The 24,028-nt window shown below is 49.9% G+C and carries 17 protein-coding genes and 2 rRNA genes (1 of these 19 running past the window's edge); 6 read left to right on the forward strand and 13 right to left on the reverse strand.

Going from position 1 to position 24,028, the window contains the following annotated elements:
* The 4 genes from CBE73_RS22675 to gyrA all read right to left on the reverse strand — a co-directional run.
* A 23S ribosomal RNA gene (locus tag CBE73_RS22675) occupies nt 1-718 on the reverse strand (it extends 2,026 nt beyond the left edge of the window).
* Nucleotides 719-1,001: 283 nt separating this feature from the next.
* Nucleotides 1,002-2,556, reverse strand: a 16S ribosomal RNA gene (locus CBE73_RS14030).
* The 16S and 23S rRNA genes sit together here, the layout of an rRNA operon.
* Nucleotides 2,557-2,896: 340 nt before the next feature.
* Nucleotides 2,897-4,006 carry an HD-GYP domain-containing protein gene (locus tag CBE73_RS14035; protein WP_094094727.1) on the reverse strand — a complete coding sequence of 370 codons (1,110 nt, stop codon included), beginning with the start codon at nt 4,004-4,006 and terminating at the stop codon, nt 2,897-2,899.
* A 221-nt stretch (nt 4,007-4,227) separates the two neighbouring features.
* Nucleotides 4,228-6,783, reverse strand: coding sequence for a DNA gyrase subunit A (gyrA, locus tag CBE73_RS14040; protein WP_094094728.1), 2,556 nt, complete (start codon nt 6,781-6,783; stop codon nt 4,228-4,230).
* A 470-nt stretch (nt 6,784-7,253) separates the two neighbouring features.
* Here gyrA and CBE73_RS14045 point away from each other — a divergent pair, with 470 nt between their 5' ends.
* Entirely contained in the window at nt 7,254-8,042 is a 789-nt protein-coding gene (locus CBE73_RS14045) for a YheC/YheD family protein (RefSeq protein WP_094094729.1), read from the forward strand.
* Nucleotides 8,043-8,255: 213 nt separating this feature from the next.
* Here CBE73_RS14045 and gyrB read toward each other — a convergent pair whose 3' ends face one another.
* The 9 genes from gyrB to CBE73_RS14090 all read right to left on the reverse strand — a co-directional run bounded on the left by gyrB (nt 8,256) and on the right by CBE73_RS14090 (nt 19,292).
* Complete coding sequence (gene gyrB / locus CBE73_RS14050) at nt 8,256-10,169, reverse strand: DNA topoisomerase (ATP-hydrolyzing) subunit B (protein WP_094094730.1); 1,914 nt, start codon at nt 10,167-10,169, stop codon at nt 8,256-8,258.
* 121 nt (nt 10,170-10,290) lie between these two features.
* Nucleotides 10,291-10,539, reverse strand: a complete 249-nt coding sequence (gene remB, locus CBE73_RS14055; protein ID WP_094094731.1) for an extracellular matrix regulator RemB — start codon at nt 10,537-10,539, stop codon at nt 10,291-10,293.
* A gap of 19 nt (nt 10,540-10,558) precedes the next feature.
* Entirely contained in the window at nt 10,559-11,671 is a 1,113-nt protein-coding gene (gene recF / locus CBE73_RS14060) for a DNA replication/repair protein RecF (protein ID WP_094094732.1), read from the reverse strand.
* A gap of 67 nt (nt 11,672-11,738) precedes the next feature.
* A complete protein-coding gene (gene yaaA, locus CBE73_RS14065) occupies nt 11,739-11,954 on the reverse strand; it encodes a S4 domain-containing protein YaaA (RefSeq protein ID WP_094094733.1) in 216 nt (71 codons plus the stop codon).
* Nucleotides 11,955-11,980: 26 nt separating this feature from the next.
* Nucleotides 11,981-13,123, reverse strand: coding sequence for a DNA polymerase III subunit beta (gene dnaN, locus CBE73_RS14070; RefSeq protein ID WP_094094734.1), 1,143 nt, complete (start codon nt 13,121-13,123; stop codon nt 11,981-11,983).
* A 283-nt stretch (nt 13,124-13,406) separates the two neighbouring features.
* On the reverse strand, nt 13,407-14,756 hold the full coding sequence (gene dnaA / locus CBE73_RS14075; RefSeq protein WP_094094735.1) for a chromosomal replication initiator protein DnaA: 1,350 nt from the start codon (nt 14,754-14,756) through the stop codon (nt 13,407-13,409).
* Nucleotides 14,757-15,437: 681 nt separating this feature from the next.
* Entirely contained in the window at nt 15,438-17,009 is a 1,572-nt protein-coding gene (gntK, locus tag CBE73_RS14080; protein ID WP_094094736.1) for a gluconokinase, read from the reverse strand.
* Between the two features lie 73 nt (nt 17,010-17,082).
* Nucleotides 17,083-18,444 (reverse strand): GntP family permease, encoded by a 1,362-nt coding sequence (locus tag CBE73_RS14085; RefSeq protein ID WP_094094737.1) that lies wholly within the window; start codon nt 18,442-18,444, stop codon nt 17,083-17,085.
* A gap of 167 nt (nt 18,445-18,611) precedes the next feature.
* Entirely contained in the window at nt 18,612-19,292 is a 681-nt protein-coding gene (locus tag CBE73_RS14090) for a GntR family transcriptional regulator (RefSeq protein WP_094094738.1), read from the reverse strand.
* Nucleotides 19,293-19,836: 544 nt separating this feature from the next.
* On the opposite strand from CBE73_RS14090, the gene rpmH reads away from it, so the two are divergent.
* From rpmH to mnmE, 5 genes are all read left to right on the forward strand, one after another.
* Nucleotides 19,837-19,971 (forward strand): 50S ribosomal protein L34, encoded by a 135-nt coding sequence (gene rpmH, locus CBE73_RS14095; protein WP_009223341.1) that lies wholly within the window; start codon nt 19,837-19,839, stop codon nt 19,969-19,971.
* Between the two features lie 276 nt (nt 19,972-20,247).
* On the forward strand, nt 20,248-20,595 hold the full coding sequence (gene rnpA / locus CBE73_RS14100; RefSeq protein WP_094094739.1) for a ribonuclease P protein component: 348 nt from the start codon (nt 20,248-20,250) through the stop codon (nt 20,593-20,595).
* 77 nt (nt 20,596-20,672) lie between these two features.
* Nucleotides 20,673-21,557 carry a YidC/Oxa1 family membrane protein insertase gene (locus CBE73_RS14105; RefSeq protein ID WP_094094740.1) on the forward strand — a complete coding sequence of 295 codons (885 nt, stop codon included), beginning with the start codon at nt 20,673-20,675 and terminating at the stop codon, nt 21,555-21,557.
* Nucleotides 21,554-22,273, forward strand: coding sequence for an RNA-binding cell elongation regulator Jag/EloR (gene jag / locus CBE73_RS14110; RefSeq protein ID WP_094094741.1), 720 nt, complete (start codon nt 21,554-21,556; stop codon nt 22,271-22,273). The genes CBE73_RS14105 and jag overlap by 4 nt, the downstream gene beginning before the upstream one ends.
* A gap of 215 nt (nt 22,274-22,488) precedes the next feature.
* Nucleotides 22,489-23,868 carry a tRNA uridine-5-carboxymethylaminomethyl(34) synthesis GTPase MnmE gene (gene mnmE, locus CBE73_RS14115; RefSeq protein WP_094094742.1) on the forward strand — a complete coding sequence of 460 codons (1,380 nt, stop codon included), beginning with the start codon at nt 22,489-22,491 and terminating at the stop codon, nt 23,866-23,868.
* Nucleotides 23,869-24,028: the final 160 nt, after the last annotated feature.

The following is a 24,028-nucleotide window of genomic DNA, read 5'->3' on the forward strand; positions in this document are numbered from 1 at the left end:
TCGCCCTATTCAGACTCGCTTTCGCTGCGGCTACGGCTTCTCACCTTAACCTTGCACGGGAACGTAACTCGCCGGTTCATTCTACAAAAGGCACGCCATCACCCGTGATGAAACGAAGTTTCATCATAGGGCTCTGACTTCTTGTAAGCACACGGTTTCAGGATCTCTTTCACTCCCCTTCCGGGGTGCTTTTCACCTTTCCCTCACGGTACTGCTTCACTATCGGTCACTAGGGAGTATTTAGCCTTACCAGATGGTCCTGGCAGATTCATACGGGGTTTCACGTGCCCCGCACTACTCGGGATCCGTCTCGGAGGGAATAGACTTTCGGTTACAGGGCTTTTACCTCTTCTAGCGGGCCTTTCCAGACCTCTTCGCCTACCCTATTCCTTTGTAACTCCATGTGAGACGTCCCACAACCCCAAGAGGCAAGCCTCTTGGTTTAGGCTCTTCCGCGTTCGCTCGCCGCTACTGACGGAATCACTACTTGTTTTCTCTTCCTCAAGGTACTTAGATGTTTCAGTTCCCCTGGTCTGCCTCTTCATTACCTATGTATTCAGTAATGAGTGACTGGCTATTACACCAGCCGGGTTTCCCCATTCGGACATCCCCGGATCAAAGCTTGCTTACAGCTCCCCGAGGCCTTATCGTTGTTCGCCACGTCCTTCTTCGGCTCCTAGCGCCTAGGCATCCTCCGTGTGCTCTTAGTAGCTTAACCAACTACTAAAGACTTGTTTTTGACACAAGTTTCAGCTAAAAAAGAATGTTCTAATTCGCATTTGTTGTTTCGTTATCCAGTTTTCAAGGATCAAATCTTACCGGTTGATTTAACCGGAAGATGAGTGTATCACATCCAGACCTGACTTTCTACAAGAAAGTTCTGGAAGTCATACGTTTTGAGAGTTTGAGCTCTCAAAACTGACCAACGAGTGAGAAGGTTTGGTTAACTCCAGGTTAACCAATATTTGTACCGCTTCACTCAGAAGCGAGGTACTCCATAGAAAGGAGGTGATCCAGCCGCACCTTCCGATACGGCTACCTTGTTACGACTTCACCCCAATCGTCTACCCCACCTTCGGCGGCTGGCTCCCCTAAGGGTTACCCCACCGACTTCGGGTGTTGTAAACTCTCGTGGTGTGACGGGCGGTGTGTACAAGACCCGGGAACGTATTCACCGCGGCATGCTGATCCGCGATTACTAGCAATTCCGACTTCATGCAGGCGAGTTGCAGCCTGCAATCCGAACTGAGACCGGCTTCTAAGGATTCGCTCCAGATCGCTCCTTCGCTTCCCGTTGTACCGGCCATTGTAGTACGTGTGTAGCCCAGGTCATAAGGGGCATGATGATTTGACGTCATCCCCACCTTCCTCCGGTTTGTCACCGGCAGTCACTCTAGAGTGCCCAGCCTTACCTGCTGGCAACTAAAGTCAAGGGTTGCGCTCGTTGCGGGACTTAACCCAACATCTCACGACACGAGCTGACGACAACCATGCACCACCTGTCTCCCCTGTCCCGAAGGAAAGGACCATCTCTGATCCGGTCAGGGGGATGTCAAGACCTGGTAAGGTTCTTCGCGTTGCTTCGAATTAAACCACATACTCCACTGCTTGTGCGGGTCCCCGTCAATTCCTTTGAGTTTCAGTCTTGCGACCGTACTCCCCAGGCGGAATGCTTAATGTGTTAACTTCGGCACCAAGGGTATCGAAACCCCTAACACCTAGCATTCATCGTTTACGGCGTGGACTACCAGGGTATCTAATCCTGTTTGCTCCCCACGCTTTCGCGCCTCAGCGTCAGTTACAGCCCAGAAAGTCGCCTTCGCCACTGGTGTTCCTCCACATCTCTACGCATTTCACCGCTACACGTGGAATTCCACTTTCCTCTTCTGCACTCAAGCCACCCAGTTTCCAGTGCGACCCGGAGTTGAGCCCCGGGATTAAACACCAGACTTAAATGGCCGCCTGCGCGCGCTTTACGCCCAATAATTCCGGACAACGCTTGCCCCCTACGTATTACCGCGGCTGCTGGCACGTAGTTAGCCGGGGCTTTCTTCTCAGGTACCGTCACTCGGGTAGCAGTTACTCTACCCGACGTTCTTCCCTGGCAACAGAGCTTTACGATCCGAAAACCTTCATCACTCACGCGGCGTTGCTCCGTCAGGCTTTCGCCCATTGCGGAAGATTCCCTACTGCTGCCTCCCGTAGGAGTCTGGGCCGTGTCTCAGTCCCAGTGTGGCCGTTCACCCTCTCAGGTCGGCTACGCATCGTCGCCTTGGTGAGCCGTTACCTCACCAACTAGCTAATGCGCCGCAGGCCCATCCGCAAGTGACAGATTGCTCCGTCTTTCCCAGCTCCCTCATGCGAGGAAACTGCGTATCCGGTATTAGCTACCGTTTCCGGTAGTTATCCCAGTCTTGCAGGCAGGTTGCCTACGTGTTACTCACCCGTCCGCCGCTAAGTCTCAGGAGAGCAAGCTCTCCTAAGGCTCCGCTCGACTTGCATGTATTAGGCACGCCGCCAGCGTTCGTCCTGAGCCAGGATCAAACTCTCCATTAAAGATGGAAGGTCCCTGCCACCCGAGGGCGGTAGATTTTCCATTAGAAGTTAAGTTTGTGACTCATTTTGAATCTGACGAGATCGGATGAAATTCAATCCGTTAGGATTGTTTCACCCTAAGTATCTCAATTTATTTCTCACTCGTTGTTCAGTTTTCAAAGATCAAACTTTTCATTTTACTTCGCTAACAACTCATCGCTGTCAACTTTTATATCATACCATGTCAGGACCAGTATTGCAAGCTTTTTTTGAAAATCGATTATTTTCATTTGTTTCTGTAAACAGAAACGCTGCAAAACAGGTACGTATTAATATACCCTGTTTTGCAGCGTAAGTCAAGCTAATTAATGATTTCAACAATATAGAGATTATGGTTCTGAACCAAGTTAATGATTTTACCCTTCACAGAAACCATAGGGCGTGTTGGATGAGTACGATCTGTAAATACAATTTCACCGATTTCATCCGTGTTCAGGCGTACGCGGATCCCATTGTGGAGCTCCGTTACTTTTCCGATAAAGGTCTGGACGATTGCTGGATCCAGCTTCCCGAATGCTTCTGACTGGATCTCCTCCAGCACCAAATAAGGTGACTGGGCTTTTCGATACCGCTTCTTCAGCGTCATTGCATGGAAGATATCGGCCACGGCTACAATCTTGGCATACACATGGATCTTATCGCCTGTCAGGCGAAGGGGATACCCGGAGCCGTCGATTTTTTCGTGATGCTGTAAAGCTGCCAGTCTGACCCCTTCATTTAGAGCCGGAATGTTGCGGAGCATCTGATAGCCGTAAGTCGTATGCATGCGCACCTCCTCCAGTTCCTCGTTATTGAGGTAGGAAGGATGGTATAGAATGTCCGGATCAACCTTGGCATTGCCGATGTCATGCAGCAGTCCCGCCAGCGCTACCTGAACCCAGTCTTTCTGAGGAAGACCATGCCACTGCGCCAAGGAATAAGAGGTTAAGGAAGAAAGAATAGCATTATGGTACATATAATCATATTCGTTCATATTTTTAGGCACGAAGGTCAAAATTTTATAATGCTTCATCATCCCTAGCAGGGTTTCCAATTGACTGCGAAGATCATACACAGGGATGCTCGCGGCCAAAGCCGATTGGAAGGAGCTCTTCACCAGGTTAAGCATGCGATCATACTCCAATTGGAAGGAATCAACCGCAGCTTTCTTAATTGGCTCAGGCGATGCCTTTGGAGCAGGAGTAGGAGTTTTTGCAGAAGATGTTGTATTCTTGGCATCTTTTGCAACCGGCAGATCCGGGACTCCCCCACCCTCAATATCTACCTCCTCGATCATAAACGCCCGCAGGACGTCCAGGTCTCTAGGAATCAGTACTTTTCCTTTGGGCATAAGCCTGCCGCCAAGCATTGTATGTACAGGACTGGCAATCTTTTGTCCGGGTTTCAGGTCGGTTACCGCCACATTTCCCATTTCGGACCCCCCACTTTATTTCATATCATGTCATAACCATTGGATAAAAAAATGCCGTCTATCGTATCCGCGTTCTCTCAACTTCAGAATAATTATATACGCCTTTATACCTAGTAACAATCTCCCTTTTTAAATGGGAGGATGTGAAAAGATAAAAAAACGGACCTCCCGTTAAGAAGGCCCGTTTAATATATTTTTGTAGAGGAGAAACCTCTTAGGCTTTATTCCTCTTCCGAATCTTCCGCAGCTTCATCCATCTCTGGGGCAGCTACTTCATCCGTTCCGGCCGCATCCAGCAGTTCTTCTTCTACGGTTGGCAGCTCCTCACCCTCAAGAGCATCTTCGTTTGACTCTTCCGTTTTGTCTGTGCGGCAAACGGTGGCCACCGAATCCTCATCACGGATGTTGATCAGCTTAACGCCTTGAGCATAACGTCCCATCGTACTGATGCCCGCCATGCTGGTACGAATCAGCGTACCGCTGCTGGTGATGATCATCAAGTCCTCTTCGTCTTTAACAACTTTGAGGCTGATTACCGTACCGTTCTTCTCGGTGACGTTAATCGTCTTGATGCCTTTACCGCCGCGACTTTGAACCCGATATTCGTCAACCGGCGTACGTTTGCCGTAGCCTTTGGTCGTAACGATCAGAACATCCTGTCCCGGTACAATGACATCCATGCCGATGACTTCATCGTCCGAATCGAGGGTAATGCCTTTAACGCCCGTCGCGGAGCGTCCCATAGAGCGAACATCTCCCTCCAGGAAGCGGATCGACATGCCCTTAGCCGTACCCAGGATGACCTCTTCGTTGCCGTCGGTCATTTTCACGTCAATCAGACGATCGTCTTCGCGCAGGTTAATGGCGATCAAACCGCCCTTACGAATATTGACGTAGTCTTCAAGAGGCGTCTTCTTGACAATCCCCTGCTGGGTGGCGAAGAACAGCAGCTTGTCGGTCTCCGATGGAACCACCGGAATCACCGCATTTACCGTCTCGCCCTGTTCGATCTGAATCAGGTTGATAATCGGCGTCCCTCTTGCCGTACGTCCGAGCTCCGGAATCTCATAAGCCTTGATCCGGTAAGCTTTACCTCTGTCCGTAAAGAACATCAGGTAGTTGTGGGAGTTGGTTACGAAGAGATGCTCGACGAAGTCGTTATCTTTCGTATCCATGCCCACTACGCCGCGTCCTCCGCGCTTCTGGCTGCGGTAGGTCGTAACGGGCAGACGTTTGATGTAACCGGTGTGAGTAATCGTAATGACGACTTCTTCCTGCGGAATCAGATCCTCGTCTAGAATGCTCTCTTCACCCACCGTAATTTCCGTACGGCGCTCGTCGGCGTATTTCTCTTTAATCTCTTGAAGCTCTTGACTGATAATGTTCAGGACAAGCGCTTCGCTGGCCAAAATCTCTTTATATTCGGCGATCTTCTGAACCAGCTCGTTATATTCATTCTCGATCTTGTCGCGTTCCAAACCGGTCAGACGGCGCAGACGCATATCCAGAATCGCCTGGGCCTGCTCGAAGCTGAGTCCGAAACGGCTCATCAGCCCTTCACGTGCCTGCTCGTCTGAGCTGGAGGCCCGGATCAAAGCGATCACTTCGTCAATATGATCCAGGGCGATCCGCAGGCCTTCAAGGATATGAGCTCTGGCTTCCGCCTTGCGGAGATCGAACTCGGTCCGACGGCGGATGACTTCGATTTGGTGGATGATATAGTACTTCAACACCTCATGCAAAGTCAGAACCCGCGGCTCGTTATTTACGATCGCAAGCATGTTAATACCAAAGGTAGACTGCATAGCCGTATGCTTATACAGGTTATTCAGCACTACATTAGGGTTAACGTCACGGCGGAGCTCAATCACAATCCGCATTCCGTTACGGTCCGATTCGTCCCGCAGGTCCGTAATGCCCTCAATCCGTTTCTCACGGACGAGCTCAGCGATCTTCTCGACAAGTCTCGCTTTAATGACCTGGTAAGGAAGCTCATGCACAATAATGCGAGCTTTGTTGTTATTCTCCTCGATGGTGGCTTTGGCTCTCATGGTCACGGAACCGCGACCGGTCGAATAAGCCTGTCGGATGCCTTCACGGCCCAAAATATAACCCGAAGTCGGGAAGTCAGGGCCCTTGATATATTCCATCAGTTCCATAGAGGTCAGCTCGGGGTTCTCAATCAAAGCCTGTACACCGTCAATAACCTCTCCCAGATTATGAGGAGGAATGTTCGTGGCCATCCCTACTGCAATACCGGAGACCCCGTTAACAAGCAGGTTAGGATAACGGGCCGGGAGAACAACCGGTTCGTGTTCCTCGCCGTCGTAGTTAGGCGCAAAATCAACGGTTTCTTTATTCAAGTCGCGCAGCATTTCCATGGCAATCTTGGATAGTCTGGCTTCCGTATACCGCATCGCTGCCGCAAAGTCGCCGTCAATCGAACCGAAGTTGCCATGACCGTCGATCAGCATGTTGCGCATGGAGAAATCCTGTGCCATACGAACCATCGTTTCATAAACGGCAGAGTCACCGTGCGGATGGTATTTACCGATAACTTCGCCGACGATTCTGGCAGACTTCTTATACGGCTTGTCCGGAGCCATTCCGAGCTCCGACATTGCATACAAAATACGGCGATGCACAGGCTTAAGTCCGTCCCGTACATCCGGCAAAGCCCGGCTGACAATGATGCTCATTGCGTAATCCATAAAGGATTCGCGCATCTCCTGACCGATGTCACGATCTACAATTCGCGAGAATTTTTCTTCCGCCATGCTGTGCCTCCTTCAATTTACCAGTGTACATCTATGAGAAAAGCCGCAAAAGCAGCCCGCGGAGGCGAAACCGAAACCGTACTATCTGCCGATCATTCCGATTGTCCGCGGGTACTCAAAAAATGTATAAAAAGGCCGTAATCCTCTATAAACGCTAATAATTATTATATTACTTTCACAAAACAAGCACAATTAAACATTGCCAAATACCTTTGTCTTCCGGGCTGGAAAAACAAAAAAATAGGGAAATGTCCAGTCCTGCGGCTTTCCGGTATCATACACTGTCCCTATAGGTTAATTTCCCATGGCTTCCTCTTTGTTCAAGGAAGTTAGAAAATCACCATATCTTATAATTATATCATTGTTTGTCCCTTCTGTCCTGCCCTATGTTTCTGAGCATCCTGGCTTCATCATCCGGCAATTTTTATAATTCGCCAATTCAAGCTTGATCAGAAAGGAATGAAGCAGCTTTGTCGATCCAACGTGTTTCGAGCAAGTGGGAGAAAACGAAAGTATTGACCCGAAGCAGCTGGCTGAACGGCTATATCCCGGATACACGCCCCTACTCCGCGGAGCAGCTCCAGGTTATGCTGGAGCAGTATAATACCGTATTCATCAAACCTGACCGGGGAACGTACGGAATAGGGGTCATGAGCGTGGAACGTTATCAGGACAATCCTTCCTCACCGGATTCCCCCTGGCTTTACAAACTGCGCTACGGAATCGAGTCCCGGGTATTCAACACTCCTGCTGAGATGAATACTATTCTGACGGAGCGGATCAACGGGAAATTCTATGTGATTCAGCGCGGCATCCATTTGCTCACCCATGAGTCCCGGAAATTTGACCTTCGTGTTCTCGTGCAGAAAAATTTAAAAGGCGCCTGGGAAACGACCGGGTTTATCGGCAGGGTAGCCGGCCCGCAAAAAATCGTAACCAATCATCATAACGGCGGTAAAATCAAGCCGATCGAAGATCTCTTTAAAGATTATCTGGATGCAAAAGGCCTTGCCGCCCTGATCCATGAGCTTAGAGTATTAGGTTCAAAGGTCGGTTACCAACTGGAAAAAAAATATCCCCGCCTGAAAGAGATCGGTCTCGATATCGCCGTCGATGGGGAGTTCCGTCCATGGCTGCTTGAAGTCAATACGTTGCCCGCCTTGTTCCCATTCAAACGACTTGCCGATAAAACCATCTATCAGAAAATTCAGAAGTACGCCCAGGCCTACGGCCGTCTGAGAAAAAAGAAGACCTCCTAAGTCCATTCTTCTCTTAGGTTCCTACCTCGTATACCCATAAAAAAGAGAGTGTCTCAAAGGGACATTCCAATGATCCCGTCTCAACATGGAAACAAAAAACCTCCAAAACCACTGTTGAAGTGGAATTGGAGGTTCTCATTTTGCTTAAAAGTCGAACTTCAGCGAGGCTGGAAAATCACAAAATGACTTTGGGGACAGCCTCTCCTGGATAGTTTAGATATCCAAATTCCGAACGTATTTGGCATGCTCCTGAATGAAATCACGGCGCGGCTCTACATTGTCGCCCATCAGCTTATCAAACAGGGCGTCCGCCTGAATGGCATCGGAAATGGACACCTGCTGCATCGTGCGGGATTCCGGATCCATGGTCGTTTCCCACAGCTGCTCCGGATTCATCTCGCCCAATCCTTTATAGCGCTGAACGTTCAGCTTCACGCCTTCGCCGAATTCAGCCATAATTTCGTCCCGTTCTTTCTCCGAACCGGCATAACGGATCACTTTGTTGCGCTCGATCTTGAAGAGAGGCGGCTGAGCAATGTAAACAAAGCCGGCTTCAATGATCGGACGCATGAAGCGGAAGAAGAAGGTCAGCAGCAGCGTGCGGATATGCGCGCCGTCGACGTCCGCATCGGTCATGATAATAACCTTGTGATAACGGGCCTTCGAGATGTCGAGCTCCTCGCCGATCCCGGTGCCCAGCGCCGTAATGATGGCGCGGATTTCGGCATTGCCGAGAATCCGGTCCAGACGGGACTTCTCGACATTCAGAATCTTACCGCGTAGCGGCAAGATAGCCTGGAAGTGCCGGTCGCGTCCCTGCTTGGCCGATCCGCCGGCGGAGTCGCCTTCGACGATATACAGTTCGCTGATCGACGCGTCTTTGGAGGAACAGTCGGCCAGCTTGCCCGGCAGGCTGCTTACTTCCAGCGCGCTCTTGCGGCGAGTGAGCTCGCGCGCTTTACGGGCCGCCTCGCGGGCACGGGAGGCCTGGAGCGCTTTTTCAAGCACCCGTTTCGCTACGGAAGGATTCTCATCCATGAATTCCTGCAGCTTCTCTGCAAACAGCGATTCCACGATACCCCGAACTTCGCTGTTGCCGAGTTTGGTTTTGGTCTGGCCTTCAAACTGCGGTTCAGGAATTTTGACGGAAATGATCGCCGTCAGGCCTTCGCGGACATCATCGCCGGACAGGTTGGAGCCGCTGTCCTTGATGGCGCTCGTTTTGCGGGCATAGTCGTTGATGATCCGGGTCAAGGCACTCTTAAAGCCCGATTCGTGCGAGCCGCCCTCATACGTGTTGATGTTGTTCGCGAAGGAGTGGATATTCTCCGTGTAGCTGTCATTGTACTGGAGGGCAATCTCCACCTGGATCATATCTCGCGAGCCCTCCACGTAGATCGGCTCCTCGTGAAGAGCCTCACGGTTCTGATTCAAGTATTTCACATATTCGATAATCCCGCCTTCGTAGTGGAACGAATCGGACTGACCGGTACGCTCGTCGTGAAGCGTAATATTGATCCCCTTGTTCAGGAAAGCCAGCTCGCGAATCCGTGTCTGCAAAGTCGTGTAATCGAACACTGTAGTTTCGGTAAAAATCTCCGGATCCGGTTTGAACGTCGTTTTCGTACCGGTGGATTCGCTTGTGCCAATCACTCTGATGTCATACTGCGGAGCTCCCCGGTGGTATTCCTGCTGATAAACTTGTCCGTCCCGCTTAATTTCAACAATCACCCGTTCGGACAGGGCATTCACAACGGAAACGCCTACGCCGTGCAGACCGCCGGATACTTTATATCCGCCGCCGCCGAATTTACCGCCTGCGTGCAGGACGGTCATGACCACTTCAAGCGTAGACTTCTTCATCTTCGGATGTTCACCGACCGGAATTCCCCGGCCATTATCAATTACGGTGACGCTGTTATCCTGATGAACAATAACATCGATTTTGTCAGCAAAACCGGCTAACGCTTCGTCGATACTGTTATCCACAACTTCCCACACCAAATGATGCAGTCCTTTGACGCTGGTTGAACCGATGTACATCCCCGGCCGTTTGCGGACAGCCTCCAATCCTTCCAGCACCTGAATCTGACTTTCATCATACGATTGTTGTTCGTTGATAGACATGCCTTCACCTACTTCTATGAATTAGAATGCCTGCCTCCGCAGCTGAAGCGGAGTTCGCATTTAAAGATCAAGCTTGTTTATTATTTCATAAAAACCGTGAAACCGGCCTGCGGCCGATTCCTTACAGTTCCTGATACGTATCACATCTCTTCTTCAGCGTAGCCGAAGAAATAGGTGAATAATATACCGTACGCTCCGTAACGACGATGGATTTCGCTTCCTCTTCACTGATCTGCACCATCTTCTTGCCCTCAAGCATACTCGTTACAAATTGCTTTGAAATTTTGGAAGATTTCTCGATCGATATATCAAATATAGCTACCAGTTCTCTGGAAGATACCACTTTTTCGCCGCCGAGATGAATGTACAACTTGCCCGCCCCCCGTTTTCTAGGACATCACTTGTCCGCTTTGAACATGAAAAATGCTGGCGTCCTTCAGCTTGGCGGCATTGATGCTTTCCATACCGGTAGCCGTAATAAACGTCTGCACTTTGCTCTGGAATGTTTCGATCAGTTGGGTTTGACGGTAAGGGTCAAGCTCGGACAAGACATCGTCCAGAAGCAGAACCGGATATTCCCCGATTTCCTGATGAATCAGTTCAATTTCCGCCAGCTTCAGCGAAAGAGCAGTGGTCCGCTGCTGTCCCTGAGAACCAAAAACCTGCGCTTCCTTACCGTTGATATGGAACGCAATATCGTCCCGGTGCGGTCCGGCCAGCGTCATGCCCCGTCTTATTTCCTGATCTTTCAATTGTGATAACTTTATCATAAATTGCTGCAATAAGACAGCTTCATCTTCCTCATCGGCATCGCCAAAGGATGGCAAATAGGTCAATTCGAGGTTCTCGGAGCCGTTCGTTATCCCTAAATGGATGTCCGCCGCCCATCGCTGCAGTTTTCTTATAAATTGTTTCCTTCTCTTGATGATTTTAACACCATGTTCTGCCAATTGTTCATTCCAGACCTCCAGCATCACCAAGGCTTCCTGCCCGGCCTGAAAGGCTGACTTCAGCAAATTGTTGCGCTGAACGAGCACCTTCTGATACTGCTGCAGATGAAAGAGATAACTCGGCATCACCTGGCCGATCTCCATATCGAGAAAGCGCCTTCGAATGCCCGGCGTTCCTTTGACGATTTCCAGATCTTCCGGTGCGAACATGACCACGTTCAGCGTACCGACAAAATCGCTGAGCTTCCTCTGCTCCAGGCCGTTCAGCCTGGCTTTCTTGCCTTGCGACGAGAGCTTCAGTTCTAGGTTAACCGCCCCATATTTCCGTTCAATGAGCGCAGCAAGCACCGCTGCGTCCGCCTGAAAGGAAATGAGCTCCTTGTCTTTGGACGTGCGGTGCGATTTGGTCAGCGCCAGCATCAGTATGGCTTCCAGCAGATTCGTTTTGCCCTGGGCATTGTTGCCGAGCAGCAAATTAACACTGCCGAAAGCCTCCAGCTTCAGCTCTTCATAGTTGCGATAATGTTGCAAACTTAAATTTTTGACAAACATGCAGCGGTTCCTCCTACTCTTCAAGCATCCGGTCGGGCCTTGCCCGTCCGGACCGCGTTAGAGGCATTCACTCTGCAGCAACCTCAAAGGAACCCTCGCCTTCAACCTCAATCCGATCACCGGGATACAGCTTGCGGCCGCGCCGGTCCTCTGGCTCCCCGTTCACCTTAACGAGATTCTCCTGCAGCAGCGCTTTGGCCATCCCTCCGGTCGGCACACAGTCCGACAGCTTCAGGAATTGGTCAAGCTTAATATATTCACTATGAATTTTAACTTGTTTCATCGGTTTCACATATCCTTTCGGATGATTTAATTCGTCGTCCGGTAAGGGAGGATCAGATAGAGGCTGCGGCTTTCATCGGTCGGCTTCACGATAATCGGGCTCATGGCGCCGGTGAATCCGATATGCAGCTGCTCGCTTTCCACCACTTTCAGCACGTCGAGCATATATTTCGAGTTAAACGAGATTTTAAGCGGATCTCCGGTGAAATCAACGACATCGAGTTGCTCGGTTACTTTGCCGAGTTCGGAGGAACTTGAAGAGATCTCGATCGTTCCATCCTCAAGCGTCTGCAATTTGACGATATTCGTCTTCTCCTCACGGGACAGCAAATAAGCACGGTCGATTGAATCGCTCAATTTTTTGGTATCCACAACAAGTTCTGTTTTGTAGTGCGACGGAATAATCTTGGAAGTATCCGGATAAGTTCCGTCGAGAATTCGGGAATAGAACAGTACCCGGTCGATTTTGAACAGCACCTGGTTATCGGCCACAACAATGTCGACCATCGTGTTCTGGTCCGGGATGATTTTGCTCAGCTCGTTGAGCGTTTTGCCGGAAATGACGATATTGCTGAACCGGATATCTTCCGCGTTGTCGATCGGAGCTGTACGGCTCGCCAAACGGTGGCGGTCCGTAGCTACGAACTTGAACAGGTTATCGCTAAGGTTCCACAAAACTCCGGTCAAAATAGGCGTTGTTTCATGTGTGGAGATGGAGAACACCGTTTGTTTGATCATATTGCGGAGCAAATCGCCCGGCAGGGAGATGACCTGGTCTTCTTCAATCATCGGCAGAACCGGGAATTCTTCAGGATCCAGACCAACCATCTGGATGTCGGTGGAACCGGAACGGATGAAGGTTTGGAAGCCCTCTTTCACCTCCATCTCAATTTCAGAAGAAGGCAGCTTCTTGATGATCTCTACGAAAAATTTAGCTGGAAGCACTACACTGCCTGGACGTTCAACCTGAACGATCTGCTTGTTGTTATCTTCCTGCGGAATAAAAGCCTGGATGGAAATATCCGTGTCGCTGGCGGTCAGCGTCAGTCCCTGAAAGTTCACTTCAAGTTTAATCCCCGTCAAAATCGGAATCGTGGTGCGGCTTGAAATCGCTTTGGATACATGCTGGATGGACTCGTTCAGTTCATTTTTCAAAATCCGGATTTTCATAATGTCACTCCTAATCGGTAGTTAAGCTGCCGGAGGCAGTTCTTCTTCCTCTTTTTTGCTTGTTCAAAGCCGGCGTAAGCCGGGTTGGTTTTGCTTTTTCTCAAAGCGGCCGGCAGGCTGCTGTATTTGATGTATTAATCTTTTAAAAAATAGTAGTAATAGCAGTAGGGGCACTGAATATGTGGATAAGCCTGCTGACAATATAAAATCAAGCCTATCCACATGTGCATAGCTTGTGCATAGGCTTTGGAGCAATGGACGAGTTATTCACTTGTGAATAAGTCTAGGCCGTTGTATTTTTAATTTTTTCTGTAATGTTATTGATGATCTTGAACAATTCCTGATCCTCTTTCATCTGCTGCGAAATTTTCTCGTGTGCATGAATGACGGTTGTATGGTCACGCCCGCCAAAGGCTTCCCCGATCTTGGGAAGGGAATAATCCGTCAGCTCCCTGGACAGATACATGGCAATCTGCCGCGGGAAAGCAATCGCTTTGGTCCGTTTCCGCGCTTTGAAATCTTCCATTCTCAGGTTGTAATATTCGCCGACCTTCTGCTGAATATCCTGAATCGTGATCATTTTCGGCCGGCTGGACGGGATAATGTCCTTCAGCGCCTCGGCAGCCAGATGCGTGGTCACATCTTGGTTAATCAGCGACGAATAAGCGACGACACGGATCAGCGCGCCTTCGAGCTCACGGATGTTCGTATCGATTTGATTGGCAATGTACATCATCGCTTCGTTCGGGATATCAAGATTCTCCGCACGGGCTTTCTTGCGCAGGATCGCGATCCGCGTCTCCAGATCAGGCGGTTGGATATCCGTGATCAAACCCCATTCGAACCGGGATCTGAGCCGTTCCTCCAGCGTCGGAATTTCTTTCGGCGGCCGGTCACTTGAGATGATGATCTGCTTGCGTTCTTCGTGCAGCGCGTTAAACGTATGGAAGAACTCCTCCTGCGTCGACTCTTTCCCCGCCAAAAACTGAATGTCGTCAATCAGCAGAATATCGATATTCCGGTATTTGTTCCGGAAGCTTTCCCCGCGGTTGTCGCGGATCGCATTGATAAATTCGTTCGTGAATTTCTCGGAGGAAATATAAACGACTTTGCTGCTTGGCGAATGCTCCAGAATATAGTGGCCGATGGCGTGCATCAGATGCGTCTTGCCGAGTCCTACGCCGCCGTACAGAAATAAAGGATTGTAAGCGCGGGCAGGCGCTTCAGCAACGGCCAGGGAAGCGGCATGAGCAAAGCGGTTGCCCGATCCGATGACAAACGTATCAAACGTATATTTCGGATTCAGCATGTTGGAAACAGGCTCTTCCGAAACCACAACCTGCTGAACCTGCGGCTGCGGCGAGATTTGTTCGGTTTGTTTGTTCTCCTCAATTTCGAAGGTTACATCGACCTGCTGGCCAATGACCTCATAAATCGTAGAAGCAACCAGCTTCGTATACCGGCTCTCCAGCCACTCTACCGCGAAGGTGGTCGGCGCAGAAATCACGACGGAACGGTCGGTGATGGAGACGGGTTTAGTTGCTTTAAACCAAGTATCAAAGCTAGGTTTGCTCAGTTTGGTTTGGATAATGGATAGGATTTGCTGCCATAATTCAGAGGTATGGCTGTCCACAGACTGTCACTCCTTTATAACACTTACAATTGTGGCTTAAGCCATAAAACGGCTCCTTCACCGGAGCTGAAATCTTCGTTGGTTCCTGGGCCGAGAGGTCAAGACATGGCGAAGATGGAGAGCGGAAACTGAAAAACGAGTCGAAAAAACAGAAATAAAGGGGAAGATTATCCCCAATAGTCGTGTTTATGAAATTAAGAGCGATGAGGATAATTTAGAATTGTTCACAATTTTATCCACAGGCTGTTGATAATCTTCGAGGGTTTAAAAGATATTCACACCGAAAAGCAATCTAATCATAGCAAAAGAAGGCTTATATTTCAATGAGTCCGCGGAATTTATCCACAAATTCAATAACTTGTGCATAATAATCCTCCACACCACTACATATTGTTTATAATTTGTTCAGATTTCGACATAATCCGAAAAATGCCAGCAAATCTTATACACAATTTACGAAGAGGCCTCCACTTTTGCAGATTCCAGTTATCCAGTGCTGCTTCCTGCTGTCGGTTTGTCAGACGGAGAGAGCAGGCTTGGATGGGGTCCCAAAAATGGCCTAAATTTTCCCGCTTCGCGGAAAAAAAAGAACACCTCCAGGCGTGCATGTGCACGCCTGGAGGTGTTTTGAAGCTAATTTAGAAACTAGAAAACCATAAAGATGCTTATAGATAGAAATCCTTACAGAGATCCATGTTTCCGCTGGAAGTCAGCCAGATCGGCATATTCGTCCTCCAGCTTGCGGGACAGGCGGATAAAGATCGGGAGCAGTTCTTTGTACAGCACAGCGTTTTCTTTCTGCGGCACATGCTCGTGCGTAGAGCCCACCATATCGGCTACGACCCGCAGGGAGTCGGCGCGTCCTATGGCATACAAACCAAGCACCACGGCCCCCAGACAGGAGCTCTCGATGCTTTCAGGCACGGTTACAGGCTGATCGAAGATATCAGCCATCATTTGGCGCCACAGCTCGGAGCGGGCGAATCCGCCGGTGGCCATAATTTTGCTAGGCTGGCCGATTTGTTCTTCCATCGCGAGCAGCACTGTATAGAGATTATAAATGACGCCTTCCAGAACGGCGCGGATCATATGCTCCTTCTGGTGATGCAGAGTTAAGCCAAAGAAGGAACCGCGGGCATCCGGATTCCAGAGCGGAGCACGTTCACCGGCCAAATAAGGGTGGAAGAGCAGTCCCTCTGAGCCTGGACGAACTCGTTCAGCGATCTTGGTCAGAACGTCATAAGGGCTGATGCCCAGCCGTTTGGCAGTTTCCACCTCGGAAGCGGCGAATTCATCCCGCGCCCAGCGGAAAATGACGCCGCCGTTGTTCACAGGGCCGCCAATGACCCAGAGCTTGTCGGTCAGCGCATAACAAAAGATACGTCCCTTAGGATCGATAACAGGACGGTCTACAACGGTACGGATCGCGCCGCTGGTGCCGATCGTAACGGCCACTACACCAGGATCAATGGCATTGACGCCCAGGTTGGACAAAACGCCGTCCGTTGCGCCAACGATAAAGGAGGTGTCCGGCAGCAGTCCCATTTGCTCGGCATAAGCAGGGGACAGGCCTTTCATTTCATGGGTGGTCGGTACAGGTTTCGACAAGAGGTCAGGTGTGATGCCGGCCGTCTCCAGAGCGCCCCGGTCCCAATCCAGCTTCTCAAGCTCAAATAAGCCGGTGCAGGAGGCCATCGAATAGTCGATCACATACTCCCCGAACAGCTTCAGGAAAATATATTCTTTAATAGAAATAAATTTGGCCGTTTGTGCGAACATCTCGGGCTGCTCATGGCGCATCCAGAGAATCTTGGTGAGTGGAGACATCGGGTGGATCGGTGTACCTGTTCTAAGAAAAATCTCGTGTCCGCCCAGCTCGCGCTTGAGCTTGTCGGTCCAGCCGGCGCTGCGGTTGTCGGCCCAGGTCATGCCGCGCATCAGCGGCCGTCCGGAGGCATCCACCGGGATGACACTGTGCATGGCGGAGCTGAAGGAGACAAACATTACCTGCTCCGGCGCCGCAACGCTTTCCGTCATTACCCGGCGGATCGTTTCAATAACAGCTGAAAGGATCTCCTCCGGATCCTGCTCCGCAATGTCTGCCGAGGGCGTATACAGCGGATATTCCACGTGTGCCGTTGATAAAATAGAACCGTCCTGCTGAAACAGGACGGATTTAGTGCTGGTGGTGCCGATGTCGACACCTATCATATAGAAGGAATCTTGTTTAGGAGATAAAGAGGTTGAGTTCATGTTTAAAGCCTTCTTCCATTATTTTTACTGATATAACTTCATTATAGAGTAAGGATAGGCCGCTGTGCGGCCTTTAAACAAAGATGCTCAGAATAAGGATAAAGATGAGGCCGAGCACAGAGAGCAGCGTCTCCATCACGGTCCACGATTTAAGCGTCTGCGGTACGGTCAGATTAAAGAACTCCTTAATCATCCAGAAACCGGCGTCGTTGACATGGGACAGAACCAGAGAACCGGCACCTGTAGCGAGTACGACCAGTTCAACGCTGGCGCCAGGTGTAGCGGCAAGAACAGGAGCGACGATACCGGCGGCTGTAGTCATAGCAACGGTTGCCGAACCGGTAGCGACACGGATTAGAGCGGCAACAAGCCAAGCGAACAAAATAACATTAATATGGGCGTTGGTAGCCACATTCGCGATCGCCGTGCCGACGCCGCTGTTAATGAGCACCTGCTTGAAGGCACCGCCGCCGCCGATAATCAGGATAATGGTTGCAGTAGGAGCCAAACATTCGCTTGTGAACTTCGAAATCTGCTCTTTGGTGAATCCTCTTGCAAAACCGAGTGTGAAATAAGCAAAAACAACCGAAATCAGCAGGGCGATCACTTCATGGCCGATAAATTCGCAGAATACGGTAAATCCGCTTGTAGCGTCAGGATCGACAATATCAGCGATTGAACCGATCAGCATCAGAATAACCGGCATCAAAATAGTCAGCAAAGTAATGCCGAAGCTTGGCAGATTGCCCGTCTTTTTCTCGGACAGCTGTTCAGCCAGATTGGCAGGTGGAGTAGCCACAATGCGTTTGCCGATATATTTGCCGAACAAAGGACCCGCGATAATAGCTGTAGGCAAACCGACGATCAGGGACAGCAGGATAGTTTTACCGAGATTAGCCTGGTAAGCATCAATTGCGATCATAGGCGCGGGATGCGGCGGAACCAGACCGTGTACGGTAGACAAACCGGCCAGAATCGGAATCCCGATTTGCAGTAGGGACATTTTCGTTTTGCGTGCAACTGTAAAGACAATAGGAATCAGCAGGATAACGCCGACTTCAAAAAAGACCGGGATGCCGACGATAAAACCTACGATCATCATCGCCCAGTGGACTCTCTTCTCGCCAAACCGGTCGATCAGCGTGGTCGCAATGCGTTCCGCACCGCCGGATTCGGCCATCATTTTACCGAGAATGGTACCAAGACCGATAACGATCGCGATGGTTCCCAGCGTGCCGCCGAGACCACTTGTCACGGACGAAATCACGTCGGCCGCTTTCATGCCTGACACCAGGCCGAGAAGCAGAGCGGAGATGAGCAGGGTCACAAAAGGATTCCATTTAAATTTAGATATCATGATGATCAAGAAAGCGATCGCGATGACCGTCCAGACCAGCAAAGTGGCATCGTGGCTTAAGCCAAACAAAGATTGCATGATAGGTACCTCCTTGGAAAATAAGAACTATAACGCTTACAATTAACCGTGTTTCAGTTATTCTTCCACATCCAGGCGGGAATTATGAAACGTTCGGTATACTTGTATACAATTTAGAGCGCAAGAGACGCCCGGGTTTAGAGCCCTAAACGTTTCTTTGGCTGAATTCATGAAGAAGAGGGCAGGCTTCGGCGCAGTGTATTGCGTGAATCTGCAAAATATTCTTCCACTTCCCGCTGAATTCGCGCTGGATCTTTCGATTTCAGACCGTTTATCAATTTACGGTGTTTGTTTATTACTCGGGAAATATTATCTTCCCCGCGGGAAAAAACTTCTTCAGTTGTAATAAGCATTACCGTCATGACGATGTGCCGGATGCTGTTCCAGAGATGAAAGATCCGGGTATGATCGGCTTCGCGGATCAGGGTCTCATGAAAAGTAAGATCCTGAAAAGCAAATTCCACGATGTCCCCGTGTTTGGCGGCCAGCTCCATCCGGTCAATCACTTTATCAAGCCGTTCGATAAGGACAGCCGTATTCATGTCGGCCAGCTGCTGCTGGGCAAAGCTTTCAATCAGGTAGCGGACATCATAAAGCTCGTCCCGATCTTTGGGCTGGAGCCCGATGACGACAGCGCCCATTCGTTCAAGCCTGATCAGTCCTTCTGCGGATAAGGTCCGCATGGCCTCCCGAACCGGTGACCGGCTGGTTCCAAAATCGGCTGCAATTCTGTTCTCCGAAAGGACCTCGCCTGGTTTGATGGTACCGTTGATGATCTGCAGCCTCAGCTCACTGGCAACAGCCTCGCCGAGTGAGGTTCCCTGCAGCCATTCAGCAGGATAACGCATGACTTTCTCTCCATTCCGTTCATTAATATGTAGGGATAACTGGCGAAACATTCTCTACACGATCATAACATGAATGAAGGCGATCCATAATAATTCATAGCCAAAATCGGCATAGGATAAGGGATGTTATAAGATTTCGGGTTACGGAGATAACCAACTCCTTCTAAGGTGTATACTTGTATACAATATTTTAAATCTAAGTTTATTTTACTCCTTGCCAACTGGGCTGTAAAGAGATGTTGAAAGCGCATTAAAAAATAAATGGTGGAGCAAAGGGTAATAATTTTGGGGAAGCGAACACTTAGAGATAACCCCAATTAAGAGGAAAAGAAACGGAATAATGAATTATCCACATGTGGATAATTCATTATTGATCGCCAGAGCCATCCATTTCTGTGGATATTTATCTGTCCGTAAAAGGCAGGATTAAGTTGACTTTAGGTTCGTTTCGTGATTAAATGTAAAAAGGCTTTTTCTGCGAAGACATATAAGCGGAGAAAAATACGAATTAGCATTAGGATATCCTGTGAGGGGGTGCAAATAGATGAAACCTACTTTCAAACCGAACGTGAGCAAACGCAAAAAGGTTCATGGTTTCCGTAAAAGAATGAGCACAAAAAACGGCCGTAAGGTGTTGGCTGCTCGTCGTCTTAAAGGCAGAAAAGTATTGAGTGCGTAATGCGTGCGTAAAGACCACTACGGTGGTCTTTTTTTCCATTAGAGCACTATTGGTTTTTCCGGGGTCCCCGCTAAGTACCTGATTGGGCTTCGGAGCTTGGACCCCACTTTGTGGGGTTATTTTGCGTAAGGAGATATATCTTTGCGGTTTCCATCTCGTCATTAGATTGAGAACGTTTGAAGGTTACAAGAACGAGGAATCCGGAGATAATGAAGAAGTAAGGCTGTTATGCCTTGTCTTCCTTATAGATTGCAACAAACAGCAAGGAGTAAAGCCGTGCATAAAAAGCTGCGTTTACGGAATAGGGCCGATTTCGGCCGGGTATATCGGAATGGAAAATCTTTTGCCAACCGTCAGCTAGTCGTGTATTGGTCACGCAGACCCGAGGTGGAGCAGTTCCGGCTGGGGATATCGGTGAGCAAGAAAATCGGCAACGCCGTGGTGCGCAACCGGATGCGCAGACTGATTAAAGAGATTGTTCGGTTAAACCAGGACAAGCTGATCAGCCAGGTCGATATTATTTTTATCGTCCGTAAAGGGGCCACGGAAATGGGCTATGCCGAGCTGGAGAAAAGCGTGCTGCACGCGTTCCGGAAAGCGGGTCTGCTCAAGGCTTCCAAATGAGGCGGGCTTGTTTTCTTTGCATGCCTGAATATGGTATGATTTAACTTGATGGAAGTGGCTAAGAGAGGGGTTATGAAGTGTCTTTACTGAAGACTAAAAAGAGCAGATGGATTCTGCTTATTCTGGCTATCGGATTGATTGCCGTACTCGCGGGCTGCGGGAATACGGCTGCGTCACAAACGACAACAGAAGACCTGAGAAACGGTAACTTCTGGAATGCAAATGTAGTCTACTGGTTCTCGCTCACCTTGGATAGTTTTGCCAACTGGTTTGGGGGCGAATATGGTCTTGCCATCCTGGTGATGGTGATTATCGTGCGGACGATTATCCTGCCGCTTACGCTTAAGCAGGTTAAGAGTTCCAAAGCGATGCAGGCGCTGCAGCCTGAACTGAACAAGCTTAAAGAGAAATACAAGGATAATCCGCAGCAGCAGCAGCAGGAAACGATGAAGCTCTTCCAGGAGCACAAGGTAAACCCGATGGCGGGTTGTTTCCCGCTGATTATTCAAATGCCGGTATTTATCGCGCTGTATAACTCGATTATTCATAACTCGGCGATCAGCCAGCACTCTTTCTTGTGGCTGGAGCTGGGTAAACCGGATCATCTCTTTATTCTGCCTTTGCTGGCGGCAGCAACGACATTCATTCAAACGAAAATGATGTCCAGCATGAATCCGTCCAGCATAGCGGGACCTATGCAGTTCATGATGTTTATTTATCCGGTTCTGATTTTCTTTATGGCTTACAACTTCCCATCCGCTTTGCCTTTGTACTGGTTCTACAGCAACCTGTACACGATCGTTCAGAACTATATCTTGTACCGGAAAAAACCAGGAACGGCTGCTGTGGCTTCCGTTTCGACTGATTCAACACCAACCAAGGGAAGTTCCAAAAAAGGCGGCTCTAACTTAAAAGCCGGTACTCCTAACCGGAGCGCCAAGGAGGCTAAAAAGTCGAAATGAACAAGGTCGTGACGTCGGGAAAGACCATTGAAGATGCTGTGAAACAAGGATTGGCCATGCTCGGCGTGGCCGAGGACCAAGTTGCCGTAACTGTATTGGAGCAGCCATCAAGAGGTTTTCTGGGTCTGATTGGGGTCAAACCCGCGAAGGTGGCTGTGTCGCTGCTGACCGAAGAACGTCCGGAATCAGAATCCCCGCAGGAGGAATTGCCGTCTGAATCCCTGCCGCCTGAGACATCAACCGTCCAGGCGGGGGAGCAGGACCGTGATCCTTACGAGGCGGCGGCGTCATTTCTGCGTGAAGTTGGCGAAAGCATGGGCCTTGAGCTTGAAGTTGAAATTAAGAAACATCGTGACGGGATGCTTCTGGCCGTATCGGGCAGCAATCTCGGTTTGCTGATCGGGCGCAGAGGGCAGACGCTCGACGCGCTGCAGTACCTAGCTAATATTGTAGCTAACCGCTATTCTACTAATTTTGTACGTCTTATTGTTGATGCCGAGAATTTCCGCCAGCGCCGCAAGAAGACGTTGGAGGAACTCGCTGAACGCTTGGCTGAGCGGGTGGTGCGGACAGGCAAGGAAGTGGTGCTTGAGCCGATGCCTTCCCAGGAAAGGAAAGCCATTCATGCCAAGCTGCAGAATCATCCTGAAGTAAAGACGCTTAGCAAAGGCGATGAACCGAATCGCCGGGTCGTCATAACACCCAGATATAAATAAGTAAATAGACCGTTTTAATCCCAATGACGTGAGGCTCCGGCTAACGTCATTGTTTTTTAATCTTCATAGCTGAAGTGATCCTTTCAGGGTCCCCGCAAAGTCTTGGAATATAAGCCTCACGGAGGCTGGCTTTGTGGGGGCATTTTACGTTCCTGTGGAGGGAACACCAATAGCTTGTTTCCTGGACATCCAGAAGAAAAGGGGGCATTTGCAACATGTTGAGTGATACAATCGCCGCAATTTCTACCGCGGTAGGCGAAGGCGGCATTGCAGTTATCCGGGTCAGTGGACCTGATGCAATCCCGGAGGTTGCCGGGCTGCTGCGCTCCCGGGTTAAATTAACGGAAGCTGAAACGCATACGGTTCATTACGGTTTTATTATAGATCCCCAAACAGGCGAGAAAACGGAAGAAGTGCTAGTAACGGTGATGCGGGCGCCGCGTTCCTTCACGATGGAAGACGTTGTGGAGATCAGTACGCACGGCGGGGTAATTTCTGTGAAGCGGGTTATGGACTTGCTGCTCCAGCAGCCAGGGATCCGGTTAGCTGAGCCAGGCGAGTTCACCAAACGGGCTTTCTTGAACGGGCGGATCGACTTGTCCCAGGCTGAGGCGGTTATTGACCTGATCCGCTCCAAGTCGGATCGCGCTTTCTCCATGGCTTTGAAGCAGGTAGAGGGACACCTTTCCCGGGAAATAAAAGACATGCGGTATACGCTAGTGGAAACGCTGGCCCATATTGAGGTAAACATCGATTATCCGGAACATGATGTGGAGTCGATGACCAGCGAGTTTATTAAAGAGCGCTGCAATAAAGTCATCGCGCAGATCGACCGCCTGCTGAAGACGGCGAATGAAGGGAAGATTTTGCGGGAGGGAATCACCACGGCGATTGTCGGCCGTCCGAATGTCGGCAAATCGTCTTTGATGAACGCCTTGACCCGTGAAAATAAAGCGATCGTCACCGATATCCCGGGAACAACCCGGGATGTGATTGAGGAATTTGTGACGATCAACAATATTCCGCTGAAGCTGCTCGATACGGCAGGCATTCGCGAAACGCTGGACGTGGTTGAGAAGATCGGCGTGGAGCGCTCCAAGGCAGCGGTAGAAGAAGCGGATCTGATTCTGCTTGTGCTGAACGGCGCGGAGCCGCTGCATGAGGATGAGCTTGCTTTAATAGAAGGAATCCGTCAGCGTCAGGTGCTTGTCCTGATTAACAAGACGGATCTGCCGCAGCAGCTGGATCGCAGCAAGCTGCGCGAATTTTTTGAAGAGGGACAGATCGTGGAGTTGTCCGTGAAGACACGGGATGGGCTGGAGCGGCTTGAAGACGCGATCAGCGAGTTGTTTTTCGGCGGGAAGCTGGAGTCCGGGGATTTGACTTATGTCAGCAACGTGCGGCATATTGCCCTGCTCAAGAAGGCCAAACAGTCGCTGCGCGACGCTTATGAGGCCTCGGACAGCGGGATCCCGATCGACATTATGCAGATTGATGTACGGCTGGCCTGGGAGCAGCTGGGCGAAGTGATCGGCGATTCGGCGCCGGATGCGCTGCTGGATCAAATCTTCTCGCAATTTTGCCTCGGAAAATAACTGAAAATTGCAGGAAATACGTTTACCGGACGGTTCTTCATGGTATCATGGTAGAGTCGTAAAAATTTTAAACGTCTTGTCTGAACAGGACAGCTAATGCGCTGGCTGCCGGGCAATCTTTTTAGCAAGCATGCAGGAGAGAGTCTTCTGTCTTTATAGA

Source organism: Paenibacillus physcomitrellae (assembly GCF_002240225.1).
GTDB classification, from domain to species: Bacteria; Bacillota; Bacilli; order Paenibacillales; family Paenibacillaceae; genus Fontibacillus; species Fontibacillus physcomitrellae.

Bases quoted from the DNA above. Each gene is read 5' to 3' on its own strand.
- CBE73_RS14090 (WP_094094738.1), bottom strand. From the start codon at position 19,292: ATGCGTTATCCTGCTGAATGGCTGCAGGGAACCTCACTCGGCGAGGCT.
- gyrB (WP_094094730.1), bottom strand. From the start codon at position 10,169: ATGTCTATCAACGAACAACAATCGTATGATGAAAGTCAGATTCAGGTG.
- rpmH (WP_009223341.1), top strand. From the start codon at position 19,837: ATGAAACCTACTTTCAAACCGAACGTGAGCAAACGCAAAAAGGTTCAT.
- gyrA (WP_094094728.1), bottom strand. From the start codon at position 6,783: ATGGCGGAAGAAAAATTCTCGCGAATTGTAGATCGTGACATCGGTCAG.
- jag (WP_094094741.1), top strand. From the start codon at position 21,554: ATGAACAAGGTCGTGACGTCGGGAAAGACCATTGAAGATGCTGTGAAA.
- dnaN (WP_094094734.1), bottom strand. From the start codon at position 13,123: ATGAAAATCCGGATTTTGAAAAATGAACTGAACGAGTCCATCCAGCAT.
- recF (WP_094094732.1), bottom strand. From the start codon at position 11,671: ATGTTTGTCAAAAATTTAAGTTTGCAACATTATCGCAACTATGAAGAG.
- gntK (WP_094094736.1), bottom strand. From the start codon at position 17,009: ATGAACTCAACCTCTTTATCTCCTAAACAAGATTCCTTCTATATGATA.
- CBE73_RS14035 (WP_094094727.1), bottom strand. From the start codon at position 4,006: ATGGGAAATGTGGCGGTAACCGACCTGAAACCCGGACAAAAGATTGCC.
- CBE73_RS14085 (WP_094094737.1), bottom strand. From the start codon at position 18,444: ATGCAATCTTTGTTTGGCTTAAGCCACGATGCCACTTTGCTGGTCTGG.
- yaaA (WP_094094733.1), bottom strand. From the start codon at position 11,954: ATGAAACAAGTTAAAATTCATAGTGAATATATTAAGCTTGACCAATTC.
- mnmE (WP_094094742.1), top strand. From the start codon at position 22,489: ATGTTGAGTGATACAATCGCCGCAATTTCTACCGCGGTAGGCGAAGGC.